General features: G+C 65.1%; 12 protein-coding genes. 7 read left to right on the top strand and 5 right to left on the bottom strand.

The annotated features are described in order from the left end of the window. The first annotated feature begins 77 nt into the window (after window positions 1-77). Window positions 78-1,085, top strand: a complete 1,008-nt coding sequence (gene moaA, locus AC0J5K_RS05445; RefSeq protein ID WP_074837291.1) for a GTP 3',8-cyclase MoaA — start codon at window positions 78-80, stop codon at window positions 1,083-1,085. A 156-nt stretch (window positions 1,086-1,241) separates the two neighbouring features. Here the strand turns inward: moaA and AC0J5K_RS05440 are convergent, their stop codons facing one another. After that, window positions 1,242-2,021, bottom strand: a complete 780-nt coding sequence (locus tag AC0J5K_RS05440) for a glycosyl transferase (protein ID WP_074837204.1) — start codon at window positions 2,019-2,021, stop codon at window positions 1,242-1,244. A gap of 183 nt (window positions 2,022-2,204) precedes the next feature. Between AC0J5K_RS05440 and AC0J5K_RS05435 the strand changes: the two genes are divergently transcribed. After that, the gene (locus AC0J5K_RS05435; RefSeq protein ID WP_274562537.1) at window positions 2,205-2,510 is read left to right on the top strand and encodes a DUF2934 domain-containing protein; all 306 of its coding nucleotides are present in this window, start codon (window positions 2,205-2,207) and stop codon (window positions 2,508-2,510) included. A 224-nt stretch (window positions 2,511-2,734) separates the two neighbouring features. Continuing rightward, window positions 2,735-3,754: a ribosome small subunit-dependent GTPase A gene (rsgA, locus tag AC0J5K_RS05430; protein ID WP_274562539.1), complete on the top strand. Its 1,020-nt coding sequence runs from the start codon at window positions 2,735-2,737 to the stop codon at window positions 3,752-3,754. Window positions 3,755-3,838: 84 nt separating this feature from the next. Here the strand turns inward: rsgA and AC0J5K_RS05425 are convergent, their stop codons facing one another. Both AC0J5K_RS05425 and AC0J5K_RS05420 read right to left on the bottom strand, forming a co-directional pair. Then, window positions 3,839-5,002: a M20 aminoacylase family protein gene (locus tag AC0J5K_RS05425; protein WP_074837290.1), complete on the bottom strand. Its 1,164-nt coding sequence runs from the start codon at window positions 5,000-5,002 to the stop codon at window positions 3,839-3,841. Window positions 5,003-5,054: 52 nt separating this feature from the next. Beyond that, on the bottom strand, window positions 5,055-6,875 hold the full coding sequence (locus AC0J5K_RS05420) for an ABC transporter ATP-binding protein (RefSeq protein ID WP_274562542.1): 1,821 nt from the start codon (window positions 6,873-6,875) through the stop codon (window positions 5,055-5,057). Between the two features lie 249 nt (window positions 6,876-7,124). Here AC0J5K_RS05420 and AC0J5K_RS05415 point away from each other — a divergent pair, with 249 nt between their 5' ends. From AC0J5K_RS05415 to AC0J5K_RS05400, 4 genes are all read left to right on the top strand, one after another. After that, window positions 7,125-8,822: a peptide ABC transporter substrate-binding protein gene (locus AC0J5K_RS05415; RefSeq protein WP_274562544.1), complete on the top strand. Its 1,698-nt coding sequence runs from the start codon at window positions 7,125-7,127 to the stop codon at window positions 8,820-8,822. A gap of 89 nt (window positions 8,823-8,911) precedes the next feature. Next, on the top strand, window positions 8,912-9,949 hold the full coding sequence (locus AC0J5K_RS05410; protein WP_048532331.1) for an ABC transporter permease: 1,038 nt from the start codon (window positions 8,912-8,914) through the stop codon (window positions 9,947-9,949). Beyond that, window positions 9,942-10,892 (top strand): ABC transporter permease, encoded by a 951-nt coding sequence (locus AC0J5K_RS05405; RefSeq protein WP_274562546.1) that lies wholly within the window; start codon window positions 9,942-9,944, stop codon window positions 10,890-10,892. Before AC0J5K_RS05410 ends, AC0J5K_RS05405 begins: the two co-directional genes overlap by 8 nt. Window positions 10,893-11,101: 209 nt before the next feature. After that, entirely contained in the window at window positions 11,102-12,184 is a 1,083-nt protein-coding gene (locus tag AC0J5K_RS05400; protein ID WP_274562548.1) for a YeeE/YedE family protein, read from the top strand. On the opposite strand, the gene AC0J5K_RS05395 is transcribed toward AC0J5K_RS05400, so the two are convergent. Further along, window positions 12,111-13,400: a DUF3422 family protein gene (locus AC0J5K_RS05395; protein ID WP_074837198.1), complete on the bottom strand. Its 1,290-nt coding sequence runs from the start codon at window positions 13,398-13,400 to the stop codon at window positions 12,111-12,113. The two genes, AC0J5K_RS05400 and AC0J5K_RS05395, sit on opposite strands and share 74 nt — an antisense overlap. Before the next feature lie 487 nt (window positions 13,401-13,887). Further along, entirely contained in the window at window positions 13,888-15,321 is a 1,434-nt protein-coding gene (locus AC0J5K_RS05390; protein WP_048532335.1) for an NAD(P)(+) transhydrogenase (Re/Si-specific) subunit beta, read from the bottom strand. Between the last annotated feature and the right edge of the window lie 10 nt (window positions 15,322-15,331).

Below are 15,331 nucleotides of genomic sequence, written 5' to 3'. Positions count from 1 at the left end.
CAGGTTACGCCAATGGTCTCGGCCGTCAACGCCACATTCCCCTTGTCGGCCCGTTTCGGCAACCTTACGTTCATCACATGACTACAAAGCTCATCGATCCCTTTCTCCGCCCGATCTCCTACCTTCGGGTCTCGGTCACCGACCGCTGCGATTTCCGCTGTGTCTATTGCATGGCCGAGAACATGACCTTTCTGCCCAAGAAAGAGCTGCTGACGCTGGAGGAACTGGATCGGATGTGCTCGACCTTCATCGGCCTCGGGGTGGAAAAGCTGCGCATCACCGGCGGCGAACCTCTGGTGCGTCGCGACATCATGACGTTTTTCCAGGCGATGACCCGCCATCTCGACAGTGGCGCGCTCCAGGAATTGACCCTGACCACCAATGGCAGCCAGCTCGAACGCTTCGCCGATCAGCTTTTTGCCGCCGGCGTGCGCCGGGTCAATGTCTCGCTCGACACGCTGGACGAGGAGAAATTCGCTCGCGTCACCCGCTGGGGCCGCCTGCCCCAGGTGCTGCGCGGCATCGACGCGGCGCAAAAGGCCGGGCTCCGGGTCAAGATCAACACCGTCGCGCTCAAGGGCTTCAACGAAAACGAGCTCTTCACGCTCACCCGCTGGTGCGCCGCGCGCGACATCGACCTGACCTTCATCGAGGTGATGCCGATGGGCGATCTCGGCAACGAGGACCGGGTCGGCCAATATTGGTCGCTCGACGACCTGCGCGACCAGCTGCGACAGGAATACCGACTCACCGACCTGCCCGAGCGCACCGGCGGCCCGGCGCGTTACGTGCGGCTCGAGGAGACCGGCCAGAAACTCGGCTTCATCACGCCGCTGACCCATAATTTCTGCGAAAGCTGCAACCGCGTGCGCCTGACCTGCACCGGCGAGCTGTTCATGTGCCTCGGCCAGGAAGACAATGCCGACCTGCGCGCCGCGCTGCGCAATCATCCCGAGGATGACGCGCCGCTCGAGGCCGCAATCCGCGACGCCATCGCGCACAAGCCCAAGGGCCATGATTTCGATTATTCCCGCCAGCGCGCCGATGGTCAGGTCTCGCGCCACATGAGCCACACCGGCGGCTGATCCGCCGGCGGCGCGCCCGGGGCGGCCGGCGCGCAGCGTATTTGTCAAAGAGAAGAAGCAGCAGGTCTTTCTTCTCTTTCCCAAATACGCCTGCACCTCGTTTCATGCCCTGTTTGACGCCAGTTGGGCGCCGCGTCCCCGGCCAGGGTCACCGGATCAGGCCCACTCCGGCCCGAGATCGTCGTGGGCGCGATCGATCCAGTGGTCTTTCAGCCAGTCGCAGGGCTTGGAGTAGCGGATGAAAGAGCCGGTGTACCCCTCGAGCGCATCCGGCATTTTCGGGCGCCCGTGGAAACAGACGACGCGCGCCTCGTCTGGCAGGCGCGGGGCGGCAAGGTAATTGCGCGGGAACGGGTTGCAATCGTATTTGTAACTCACCACCCAATCGCCGGGAATATAGTCGAAGACGCCCTCATCCATCGCCTTGTGCGACGTGTAACGCTGTTCGGATCCACGGGCCTTTTCGACTTCTTCGTAAGGGTTTGCGGCCAGATCTTCATACAGGAACCCATGCCGGCCGGGATCGAAGCGAAACACCGATCCATGACCGGTGGGCCGGCCCTTGCGGGCTTCTGTCCAGTCGTGGCGCATGGCGATCTTGCCCGGCGACATCTTCCAGATCGGCGTCAGGTCGCCGGTGATCACCACGTCGAGATCGAACCCCAGCACCGGCCCGTCGAGATCCGGCACCAGCCCGGGGCGGAACAAAGAGACCTTGCGCATCGCCCCCTGCCGGTTGGCGACGGCAAGGGCGGCATTCATCGGCTCGGCAAAGGGTTCGACCGGCAGGTCGAGCAGCTCGATGTCCGGGTGCAGCCCGGCGCGCTCTTCGGTCATGCAGAAAAACCGCACCGGGTGGTCCAGGTTGCGCCGCACCCCGGAATAGAGCCGGTTGACGTACTCCGGGCCGAAAAGCGTGCCCCATTTGATGCACATGATGTTCGCGGTCTGAGCTTGCGTCACCCTTGGCTCCTTTTTTCTGCCCTCCCCGCTTAGCGCGGATTTTTTTGCCACACCAGCCGGGGCGTGACATTTCTGCACAGGTCCGGGGAATTGTGCAGGTGCAGAAAAATCGCTATCCATGTTAGCGCTAACCTAACCCATGAGCGAGGGGACATCATGTCCGAGGGTCACACCGCCGACACCACTGCCATTGCCGAAGCCGCGTTTTACCTGTGGCTCGAAGAAGGCCAGCCGCAGGGCCGCGATCAGGAATTCTGGCTGCGCGCCGAACAGACGCTGAACGCGGCCATTGCCGCGCCCAAGGCGCGCCGCGCCACCGCCCGAAAGGCCGCATCGCCGAAGAAAGCCGCTGGCAAGACAACTGCCAAGGCCAAATCCGCCGCCAAGCCGGCCGCCAAAGCGGCGGCCAAAACGGCGCCCAAGACCGCCAAACCCAAGGCCCCTGCCAAACCCAAGGTCTGAGCCTCGATGGGCGGGTGGCTTGCTGCGGCCGCCCGCCAATTCGCTTGATCCGCCGCATCCGGCGGATTAAGGTGCCCGCAGCCATTGTTTCAGCGCAGGAGGGCTTCATGGAGAATGTCAGCACCCTGCGGGCCGCCGTCTGACGGCGCCCGGTTCGGAATTATGCTTGGACACCGAGCATGTGATCCCCCTGAAACAGGACAAATCCCTTGAACGATAAAACCTTGTCTGACCTCGGATGGTCAGAGCAATTCGCACGTCAGCTCACCGCGGCCGACGCCGTCTTTTCGCCTGCCCGCGTGGCCGAAATCCATCGCGACCGGCTGGTCGTTGTCACGCCCGAAGGCTCTTTCAACCTGCACCCGCGCGAAGCCAGCGGCGCCTATGCGGTGGGCGACTGGGTGCTGACCGACGGCACCTCGGCGGTGCGCCGCTTGACGCCGGTGTCCGATCTCAGCCGCCGCGCCGCCGGGCCGGGGGTCACCGCGCAGCGCATTGCCGCCAATATCGACACCATCGGCATCGTCACCAGCTGCAACGACGATTTCTCGGTGCCCCGGCTCGAGCGCTATCTGGCGCTGGTCTCCTCCGCCGGCTGTCTGCCGCTGGTGATCCTCACCAAGGCCGACAAGACCGAGGACGCCCGTCCCTTTCTTCGGCAAGCCGAAAAGCTCTCGCCGCTGGTGACCGCGCTGGCGCTCAACGCCAAGGACCCGGAGGATGCCGCGCGGCTCACGCCCTGGTGTTCCAGGGCGCAGACCCTGGCGCTGATCGGCTCGTCCGGTGTCGGCAAGACCACGCTGCGCAATGCGCTGACCGGAGAAAGCGCCGAGACCCGCGAGATCCGCGAAGACGACGCCCGCGGCCGCCATACCACGACCTTTCGGGCGCTGCGGCCGACGCGGGCCGGCGGCTGGCTGATCGACACCCCGGGCATGCGCGAGTTGCAGCTCACCGATGCCGCCGAGGGCATTGGCGCGGTGTTCGACGATCTCGCGGAGTTGGCCGCCGATTGCCGGTTCAGCGATTGCGGCCATGACAGCGAGCCCGGCTGTGCAATCAAGGCGGCGGTGGCCAGCGGCGCGGTGGCGGCCGACCGGGTGGCGCGTTGGCAGAAGCTCTTGCGCGAGGATCGCCACAACTCGGAAACCTTGGCACAGTCGCGGGCCCGTGGGCGGAGCTTTTCCCGGGTGATCAAGGAAGCCAAGGCCGAAGGGCGACGCAAGCGCGACGTCGAACGTTGACCTGCCCGCGTCCCGGACCCCGATCCGGGACCTCGCCCCGCAAGGAACCGCGCGGCCCCGGATCACGTCCGGGGCGCGTTGCGGCTATGCCGCCGGCATCCGGGTCTCGACGATCTCGGCCCACCAGGAGCAGCCCGCCGGGATCGCGGCGTCGTTGAAGTTGTATTCCGGGTGGTGCACCGCCGCGGTGTCGCCATTGCCGACGAGGATATAGGCGCCGGGGCGCTCTTCGAGCATATAGGCGAAATCCTCGCCGCCCATGATCAGCGGCGCGGTGGCGCAATCGCCGGCCACCTTGCGGGCGACCTCGGCGGCGAAATCGGTCTGTTCCTCGTGGTTGACCATGCAGGGATAGCCGCGGTGATAGCGCACATCCACCGTGCCGCCAAAGGTCGCGGCGATGCCGTCGCAGATCGCGGCAATCCGGGTCTCGGCAAGATCGCGCATCTCGGCGGACATGGTGCGCACGGTGCCGCGCAGATCGACCTTTTGCGGAATGACGTTGAAGGCATTCGACGAGGTCTGGAACGAGGTCACCGAGACGACGACCTGATCTACCGGATCGGCATTGCGCGACGCGATGGTTTGCAGCGCCAGCACCGCCTGCGCCGCCATCACCGTGCTGTCGACCGTCTCATGCGGTTTGGCGGCATGGCCGCCCTTGCCTTCGAAGGTGATGTCGAACTGGTCGGTCGCGGCAAAGAAGGCGCCCGGCCGGATGGCGAAAGAGCCCAGCGGCTGGCCCGGCCAGTTGTGCATGCCATAGACCTCCTGGATGCCCCAGCGCGTCATCAGCCCTTCGTCGCACATTTCCTTGCCGCCGCCGCCGCCCTCTTCGGCGGGTTGGAAGATCACCACCACGGTGCCATCGAAATTGCGGGTCTCGCTCAGGTATTTGGTGGCGCCCAGCAGCATCGCGGTATGGCCGTCATGGCCGCAGGCGTGCATCGCGCCATCAGTCTTGGAGGCATAGTCGAGCCCGGTCTGCTCGTGGATCGGCAGCGCGTCCATGTCGGCGCGCAGCCCGATCACCTTGCCCGAGCCATTGGCCTTGCCCTTGATCACGCCGACCACGCCGGTGCGGCCGATGCCGGTCATCACCTCGTCACAGCCGAAGTCGCGCAGCTTGTCCGCCACCAGCGCGGCGGTGCGATGGGTGTCAAACAGGATCTCGGGGTGCGCGTGCAGATCCCGGCGCCATTCGGTGATCTCCTCCTGGAGCTCGGCAAAACGGTTCTTCACGGGCATCATCACTCTCCTTGTCTGCTTGCCTCTGAGGTGCGCCTTTCCGCGCCGCGCGTCAATATCCCGATGCGGTCGTCAGAACAAAGTGATCGGTGCCGGCCTGCGCATACACCGAAGGCTCGGGCACATGGCCCACAGGATGAATTGGCGAGGGGATGGGCTTGAAATTCAGGTCTTTTTCGCCTTTCCGGCGCTGCGGATCGGCGACCGGCACCGCCTTGATCAGCGCCTTTGTATAGGGGTGCTGCGGATTTTCGAAGACCGCCGCGCGCGGCCCGATCTCGACGATGCGGCCCAGGTACATGACGGCGACATCATGGCTCACCCGTTCGACTACCGCCATGTCGTGGCTGATGAACAGGAAGGACAGGCCGAGATCGGCCTGCAACTCCATCATCAGGTTGAGCACCTGCGCCTGCACCGAGACATCCAGTGCCGAGACCGCCTCGTCGGCGATGATCAGCTTGGGGTTCAGGGCCAGCGCCCGGGCGATCGCCACCCGCTGGCGCTGGCCGCCCGACAGTTCATGCGGGTAGCGCCGCAGGAAGCTGCGCGGCAGGTGGACCCGGTCGAACAGCGCGGCAACCCGATCGGTCAACGCGCTGCCCGAGGCGATGTTGAAATTGCGCAGCGGCTCGCTCACCTGGTCGAACAGCCGCATCTGCGGATTGAGCGAGGCAAAGGGATCCTGAAAGATCATCTGCATGTCGCGCCGCGCGCGGCGCAATTCTGCCGGGGCCAGCGCCGTGACATCGGTCTCGTCCAGATTCACCTGGCCCGCCTGCGGTTCGACCAGCCGCAGGATCGAACGGCCGGCGGTGGATTTGCCGCAGCCCGATTCGCCGACAAGGCTGAGGGTGCGCCCGCGATTGAGCGTGAACGACACATCCTCGACCGCATGCACCTGCGCCACCGTACGTCGGAACAGCCCGCCCCGAACGGCAAAGCGCGTGGTCAGGTTGCGCACACGCAGCAGCGGCGTCGTGCTGCCCGGGATCGGCGCGATCCGCTGATCGTCGGCGCCCAGGAGCCGCATCGGCTCCGGCGCCGGCTTGCCGCGCATCTCGCCCAGCCGCGGCACCGCAGCCAAGAGCGCCCGCGTATAAGCGTGTTGCGGCGCCTCGAAGAGGCGCTCGACCGGCCCCTCCTCGACCTTGCGGCCCTGGTGCATGACAACCACCCGGTCGGCCATCTGCGCCACCACGGCCATGTCATGGGTGATGAACATCACCGCGGTGCCGGTCTCGCGCTTCAACCGGTCGATCAGCGCCAGGATCTCGGCCTGGATGGTGACGTCGAGCGCGGTGGTCGGCTCATCCGCGATCAGCAGACGCGGCGCGCAGGCCAGCGCCATGGCGATCACCACCCGCTGGCGCATGCCGCCGGACAGCTCGTGCGGATATTGCCGCAGCCGCCGCTCAGGCTCGGGCATCCGCACCTGGCGCAACAACTCGAGCGCCCGCGCGCGCGCCTGACGCCGGCTCATCCCCCGGTGCAGGCGCAGCCCCTCGGTCAATTGCCGGCCGACGGTGAACACCGGGTTGAGCGCGGTCATCGGCTCTTGAAAGATCATGCCGATTTCATTGCCGCGAATGCCGCGCATCGCCTCCTGCGTGCTCTGCGTCAGATCGGTTTCGCCGCCCTCGCGCCGGTCGAACAGCAGCCGGCCGCCGGCGATCTCGCCGCCGCCGAACTCCACCAGCCGCATCAGAGACAGCGACGAGACCGATTTGCCGGAGCCGGATTCGCCGACCACGCAGACCGTTTCGCCGGGATTTATGTCGAACGACAGATCGGCGACCCCGGCAACCGGACCGTCGCGGGTCTGAAAGGTGACGCGCAGGCGGTCGATCCTGGCAATCGGCTGATCGAGCATCTGGCGAATGTCCCCGTGGGTGCTGAATTGGCGGGCAAGCTAGGCGCGGGTCAAAGCGGTGTCAAACCGACAGCCCCCATGGCAGAATGACAACGCTTGCATTTCTTTCAGCTTCTGTTTCGATGTGTGCCTGTGAAAGGCTGGCAAAATACCGCCTATACGCGTAATTCTGCTCGCACCACTCACAACCCGATGCTGCGTCATCCCGGCCGCGACACCGTGCGGCGCAGAGTCAGCAAGGAGATCGACATGACGGCAAGAACCCTTTTGCTCGGGGCGACGGCGAGCATTGCCATGGCCGCAAGCGCGCAAGCCGAACGGGGCAGCGACGGCGAGCTCCGGCTGCTCTACTGGCAAGCGCCTTCGACGCTGAATCCGTTTCTATCGGGTGGGCGCAAGGATTCCGAAGCCGCCGGGCTGGTGCTCGAGCCGCTGGCGCGATTTGACGAGCGCGGCGTTCTGACCCCCTGGCTGGTCGACGAGATCCCCACCGTCGAAAATGGCGGGGTGCGCGAGGATCTGACCCAGATCACCTGGAAGCTCTCTCCCGGCGTCACATGGTCCGACGGCACGCCGCTGACCTCGGCCGACGTCAAGTTCACCTACGATTATTGCACCCATCCCGAAGGCGGCTGTGCGCATCAGACCAAGTTCGACGGCATCACTTCGGTCGAGGCGCCCGACGCGCAGACCGTCGTCATCACCTTCGACGCCCCCACCCCAAATCCGCATGTGGCCTTTGTCGGTCTCGAGAGCCCGGTTTTGCAGGCAGCGCAATTCGCCGACTGTCTCGGCGCCACCGCCTCGACCTGTACCGAGGCCAATTTCAACCCGATCGGCACCGGCCCCTTCGTGGTGGACGAGTTCAAGCCGAACGACGTGATCATCTATTCCGCCAATGACCGGTTCCGGCTGGAAGGCAAGCCGCATTTCGGCAAGGTGACGCTCAAGGGCGGCGGCGACGCGGCTTCGGCGGCGCGGGCGGTGATGGAGACCGGCGAATTCGACTACGCCTGGAACCAGCAGCTGGCCCCCGACATCATCAAGAGCATGGAAGCCAGCGGCAAGGGCCGGTTCATCTCGGAATTCGGCCCGACGGTCGAACGGCTGGTGCTCAACCACAGCAATCCCGACCCGAGCCTCGGGCCCGACGAACGCTCGATCATCAAGCCGCATCCCTTCTTGCAGGATCCGGCGATCTACAAGGCGATGTCGCTGGCGATCGACCGGCCGCTGCTGGTCGAAGTGGGCTATGGCCCGGCCGGCAAGGTCACCTGCAACTGGGTGCCGGCGCCCGAGTGGCACAACTCCGACACCTTCGATTGCGACGAACAGGATCTCGAAGGCGCCAACAAGCTGCTGGATGACGCCGGCATCGTCGATACCGACGGCGACGGCATCCGCGAAAAGGACGGCGTGCCGCTCAAGGTGCTGTACCAGACCTCGACCAATGCGGTGCGCCAGGACACCCAGGAGCTGGTCAAGATGATGTGGGCCGACATCGGCATCGAGACCGAGCTGCGCAACATCAATGCCAGCGTCTATTTCGGCGGCGATGCCGGCAGTCCCGACACCTTCCAGAAGTTCTATGCCGACGTGCAGATGTATTCCAACACATTCGGCGGCACCGATCCCCAAGGCTATTTCGGCAACGGTCTCTGCGACAAGGCGCCGACCCCGGAAAAGCAATGGCAGGGGGAAAACATCTCGCGCTATTGCAACCCGGAATTTGACGCCTTGTTCGAAGAGCTCAAGACCGCGGTCGGCAACGAGGCGCGCGGCGCCATCGGCCGCAGGCTCAACGACATGGCGATCGAAGATGGCATGATGATCCCGCTGGTGCACCGTGGCCGCGTCTCGGCACAGTCCAACACGCTCGAAGGGGTGGTGATGAACGCCTGGGACAGCGAGCTCTGGAACATCCACGACTGGCGCCGCGCGGATTGATCGGCGCCGAAACCTGACCGCCAGGCGGATGACCGCGCCTGGCGGTATCGACGACAAGCGCCTGCGCGCTGACACGGATCTTCCATGACATGCTGACTTTTGCCATCAGACGGTTGGTGCTTTCGGTACCGACGCTGCTTTTCATCGCGCTGGTGATCTTTCTGCTGCTCAACCTCGCGCCGAACGATCCGATGGCCCAGGTGCCGCTGACGATCCCGCCCGAGGTCAAACAGAAGATGCGCGAGGCGCTTGGCATCGGCGAGGCGCTGCCGCTTCAGTTCTGGAAATGGCTGGTGGCGATGTTCTGGACCGAGCCCAAAGTGCTGATCGACTGGCTCACCGCCGACAGCCTGCTGCTTGGCTGGCTGCCCGATACCGCGCTCTATCAGGGCGAGCTGCGGGTGATCTCCTGGCAGACCCGGTCGCCGGTGATGGACATCGTGGTCCAGCGCCTGCCGCAGACGCTCTGGGTGGTGGGCACCGCCTATCTGCTGGCCATCGTCATCGCCGTGCCGATCGGCATCTATTCCGCCTATCGGCAATATTCCTGGTTCGACCAGGCCGGCACCTTCGTGTCGATGATCGGCTTTTCGATCCCGCCATTCTTTTCCGGCGTTCTGGTGATCGTGATCTTCTCGGTCCAGCTCGGCTGGTTCCCCTCGATCTACGACACCACCTTGCAGGTGACCGACTGGGACAGCTTTCTGCGCCAGATCAACCAGATGATCCTGCCGGTGATGGTGCTGACCTTGCAGATCACCGCGCAGCTCAGCCGTTTCATGCGCGCCTCGATGCTCGACAACCTGGGCCAGGATTACGTGCGCACCGCCCGCGCCAAGGGGCTGGGCGAACCCAACGTGGTGCTGGTGCATGTGCTCAGGAACTCGATGATCCCGGTGGTCACGGTGATCGCGCTTGGCGTGCCCAATATCTTTGGCGGCGCCATCATCACCGAGCAGGTGTTCAAGGTGAACGGCATCGGCCAGTTGCTGATCACCGCCATCGAGGCCAATGACCTGCCGATGGTACAGACGCTGACCTTTGTCTTTGCGGTGCTGATCGTGCTCTTCAACCTGATCGCCGACCTCGCCTACGGCATGCTCGACCCGAGGATCCGCTATGACTGACACCCCGCTTGCCCCGCCGCGCAGCCAATGGGCCGACGTCTGGCACCAGTTCCGGCACCATCGCGGCGCGATGTTCGGCGCTTTCGTCTTTGTCTTCCTCGTCGGGGCGGTCTATCTCGGCCCGCTGGTCTGGACGGTCGATCCGCAGTTTCTGCCGCGCGGCCGCGACTTTCTCGATCTGCGCGACACCCGGCCGATCTATGTGGCGCTCTGGGATGGCGGCGCCAAGGTGAGCTGGGCGCATCCTCTGGGCACCGACAACCTCGGCCGCGACACACTCGCCCGGCTGATGTTCGGTGGCCGGGTCTCGATTGCGGTGGGTCTGACCGCCATGGTGCTTTCGGTGCTTCTGGGCACCTTCATCGGCATTCTCGCCGGGTTTTTCCGCCGCCTAGACGGGCCGTTGATGCGGCTCACCGATCTGTTCCTGGCGCTGCCGCTGCTGCCGCTCATCCTCGTCGCCTCGCTGCTCTTTCGCGAGGCGCTGGCGGCGCGTTTCGGGCCCGAAGGCGGGGTGTTCATCCTGATCGTCACGTTGATCGGCCTGACCTCCTGGATGCAGACCGCGCGGATCGTGCGGGGCGACGTGCTGGCGCTGAAAGAGCGCGAATTCGTCCTCGCCGCCCGCTCGATCGGCACCACCGACACGCGGCTGATCACCCGCCACATGCTGCCCAACATCCTCTCGCCGATCCTGGTCTCGGCGACGCTGGGCATCGCCACGGCGATCATCACGGAATCTGCGCTCTCCTTTCTCGGCTTCGGATTTCCGCCGGATTTCCCGACCTGGGGCCGGCTGCTCAACGACGGCGTGGTGCGGCTCTCGAGCTACCCCGAGCGGCCGATCTGGCCGGGCATCCTGATCTCGCTTACCGTGCTCTCGGTCAACTACCTCGGCGACGGGCTGCGCGATGCGCTCGACCCGCGGATCCGGGGGCGGTGAGGCGAAAATAAGATCACCTGTTCGGCCCGACCGGCGCGCGGCTGGCGGCGATTTCGACCCGACGGAGCCCGCCGGAACGCCATTCCGCCCAAAGCCCGGGCGACAAGGCGAATGTTCCGTGAAAGCCGGCCAGATCCCCGGCCTGCCCCCTTGATCGCGGCGGGATTTATGCGCATGTGCACCCGGATCTGCCAAAGGGAGTCTGCCCCATGTTCGAGCAATTCGGCTTTGAGGACACCACCGTCAAACAGGCCAGCCTTGTGCTGGCGCTGATCCTTGGCGCGCTCTTCGGCATTCTGGCCGAACGCACCAAATTCTGTTTCCGCCGCGCTCTGGTGGGCGAAGACCGCAAGCAGGCCGCCGGCGTCTGGCTCATGGCGCTGGCCACCGCCCTGCTCGGCACCCAGGCCGCCGTGGCCGCCGGTGTGATCAGCTTTGACGACCACCGCTTCATGACCGCCGATCTCGCCTGGCTCGCCATTGCGCTCGGCGGCGCGATGTTCGGTGCCGGCATGGTGCTGACCCGGGGCTGCATCTCCCGACTGACGGTGCTGGGCGCCGGCGGCAACCTGCGGGCGCTGACCGTGATCCTGGTCTTTGCCGTGGTGGCGCATGCCACGCTCAAGGGCGTTCTGGCCCCGGCCCGCACCGCCCTTGCCAGCGTCACCCTGCCGCTGGGCGAGAATATCTCGCTGGCCGCCCTGCCCGGCGGCGCGCTTGTCTGGACCGGCCTCATCGCGGCGCTGGCGCTGGGCGTTGCAGTACGCTCGGGCAGCCGCGCCTCGCATCTCGTCATGGCCGGCCTTCTGGGCCTGCTGGTGCCCGCCGCCTGGGTCGGCACCGGCTTCCTGCTCTACGACGATTTCGATCCGATCGCGATGGAAAGCCTGTCCTTCACCGCCCCCGCCACCGAAACCCTGTTCTGGACCGTTGCCAGCACCGCCATCGCGCCGGGTTTTGGCGTCGGCTTCTTCGGCGGTGTCCTCGGCGGCGCGCTGCTGGCCGCGCTGGTCTTTCGCAGCTTCCGCTGGCAGAGCTTTGTCTCGCCGCGCGAAACCGGCCGCTACCTGTCCGGCGCGACGCTGATGGGGATTGGCGGCGTTCTGGCCGGCGGCTGCACCGTCGGCGCCGGCCTCGCCGGTGTACCGACGCTGTCGCTTGCCGCGCTCCTGGCGCTGGGTTCCATCGTCGTCGGCGCCCTGGCCACCAATGCGGCGCTCAATGCTGGGCGCCGAGGCGACTCCTCATCCGGTGCAGCGCCCAAGCGACAAGCAGCACAACCGGCAGAGTAAGCCCGGCCAGCACCCATTCCTTGCTTATCCCGAGGCTCTTGCCAAAGGGATAGGCGAGGTAGCCGGCCAGCGACACGGCGTAATAGCTGATCGCCACCACCGACAGACCTTCGACCGTTTCTTGCAGGCGCAGCTGCAATTCCGCCCGCTTGTTCATCGCCTCGAGCTGCGACTGGTTCTGTGCCGAGCGCTCGACCTCGATCCGCGTGCGCAGGAGTTCGCTGGCCCGCATTGCCCGCTCTGCCATATTGGCCAGCCGCCGCTCGGTCGATTTCACGGTGCGCATCGCCGGGTCATACCGCCGGATCATGAATTCATGCCAGCTCTGCCGGCCATTGAAATGGCTTTCCCGCAGCATCTCGATCCGTTGCAGCACGATGGCCTCATAGGCCCCCGTGGCCCCGAACCGGAAGGACGAGGTCGCCGACTGCGCCTCGAGCTCGGCCGAAATCGCCAGCAGCGCTTGCAGCGTCTCATCGGCCGGAACGGTCTCGTCCGTCATCCGGTTCATCAGGTCCGACAGCCGGTCATCCAGCGCCCCCAGGACCGGGCCCAATTCGCGTGAGCGGGCAAAGCCCAACATCGACAAGGATTTGTAAAGCTCGATCTCGCAGATCCGTTGCAGGATTCGGCCGACCCGGCTGGCGCCCGTGCCCTCACCGGGAAATACCGCAAACCGCACATGCCCGGCCGGATCGATGCGGAAATCCCCCGCCACGATCGCCGCTCCTTCCAGCACATGGCTGACCGCCAGGCTTTCCGGCACGAACCATTCCTGCAAGGCATGCGACAGCCGCTCCTCCTCCGGTGGCGTCTCGACCCTGACCAGCGCCGATGTCACCCGCTGGCCCGGCGCGCTGGCCAGCCAGTCCTTGGGAAAGACGTCGAAATCCGCCGGGTCGAAGGGCCGCTCGCCCAGACCGTCCATGAACACCGAATAGGTCACCACCTCGGTGTGGCTCTCCCATTTGAGATTGTGCTTGCCGATCTGCGCCGAATGATGAGTCGCGCCGGGCTGGGGATGCGCCGCGCCGTAGCGGTCCAGCAGGTCTATGAGATGCGCCAGGTCTTCGCTCTTGTCGCGAGAGGCGGCGTGATTTTCTTTCCTGACAACAAGATAGACCGCCCGCCCCGGCGCATGTGCGGTCGGAAACGGCCGTGCGTGCAGCTCGTTCGACAGCTGGTAGCGCAAGGGATGATCGGTGAATTCCGGCATGGCAGCGGCCCCGTTGTTTTGGTGCAACTTAACCGCTCTTCCCGCAAGGTAAAGAAAGATATTGTCGCAGTTTCAATATGTTACGTGAATACAACGGCATACCGTCCGCCCTGCCCCCGGCGCCCGAACGCAAACGGGGCGCCGCATCGCTGCGCCGCCCCGGAGATCGTCGTCAAAAGGCCGGATCACGCGGCCTTTTTCAGCGCCTTCTTGGCTTTCTTCAGCTTGGCTTCCTGCCGCGCGACTTTCTTCTTGCGGGCAGCCATTTCTTTTTTCAGGTCTTTGATCTTTGCTTTGCTCGCCATGACAGGCTCCTTTTTGATTGAGGTCACACGCGGTCTGCGCCGCGCTGTATATATTCATACTATAGACATCGTATATACGTAACCCAAAAACTACGGCCTGCCGCAAAGAAAAAGCCTCCCCGGATTTCTCCGGGAAGGCTTGTTGATGTTCGCTGGGCAGGTGTTCAACCCACCGCCGGCTGTCAGTCGACCAGCCCGAGAAGCTTGTCGAGGCTTTCGCGCGCATCGCCGTAGAACATCCGCGTGTTGTCCTTGAAGAACAGCGGGTTCTCGATGCCGGAATAGCCGGTGCCCTGGCCACGTTTGCAGACAAAGACCTGCTTGGCCTTCCAGCATTCCAGAACCGGCATGCCGGCGATCGGGCTGTTGGGGTCGTCCTGGGCGGCCGGGTTCACGATGTCGTTCGAGCCGATGACGATGGCAACATCGGTCTCCGGGAAGTCCTCGTTGATCTCGTCCATCTCCATTACGATGTCATACGGCACCTTGGCCTCGGCCAGCAGCACGTTCATGTGGCCGGGCAGACGGCCCGCCACCGGGTGGATGGCGAAACGCACGTTCTTGCCCTGGCCGCGCAGCTTCCGCACCAGGTCCGAGACCGCGTTCTGCGCCTGGGCCACCGCCATGCCGTAGCCGGGGATCAGGATCACGCTGTCGGCCTCGTTCAAGGCCTGGGCCACGCCCTCGGCATCGATGGCGATCTGCTCGCCCTCGACCGCCATCTGCTCACCCGCCGGGCCGCCGAAGCCGCCGAGGATGACGCTGACGAAATGCCGGTTCATCGCCTTGCACATGATGTAGGACAGGATCGCACCCGATGAGCCGACCAGCGCGCCGACCACGATCAGCAGATCGTTGCCGAGCGAGAAGCCGATCGCCGCGGCGGCCCAGCCCGAATAGGAGTTCAGCATCGACACCACCACCGGCATGTCGGCACCGCCGATGCCCATGATCAGGTGATAGCCGATGAAGAGCGCCGCCAGGGTCATCAGGAAGAGCGGCAGGAAGCCACCGGTGTTGAAGTACCACACCAGGCAGAGCAGCGAGACGATCGCGGCCGCGAGGTTGAGCATATGCCCGCCCGGCAGCTTGGTCGCGGCCGAAGTGACCTTGCCGGCCAGCTTGCCGAAGGCCACGACCGACCCGGTGAAGGTGATCGCCCCGATGAAGATGCCGAGGAACAGCTCGACCTTGAGGATCGCCAGCTCGGCGCCGTTCTTCTTGGCCAGCACGGCGGCGAAACCTTCCAGCGCCTTGCGCGCCTCGGGCTCCATCGCCAGCACCCGGCCCATCTCGAAATGCGCATTGAAGCCGACGAAGACGGCGGCCAGACCGACGAGGCTGTGCATCGCCGCGACCAGCTGCGGCATCTCGGTCATCTGCACGCGCTTGGCCACATAGACGCCGATCACGCCGCCGGCGGCGATCAGGATCAGCGACAGCAGCCAGAGCCCCGCGCCGGGGCCGACCAGGGTGGCAAAGACCGCCAGGCCCATGCCGACGATGCCGTACCAGACAGCGCGCTTGGCGCTTTCCTGGTTCGACAGGCCGCCGAGCGAGAGGATGAAGAGAACAGCCGCGACAACATAGGCGGCAGTGGTGAATCCGAATTCCATCTGCACGGAC

Source organism: Marinovum sp. E3 (assembly GCF_055755275.1).
Note: the sequence above shows the minus strand (reverse complement) of the source record. Positions and strands in the feature narration are given on the sequence as shown.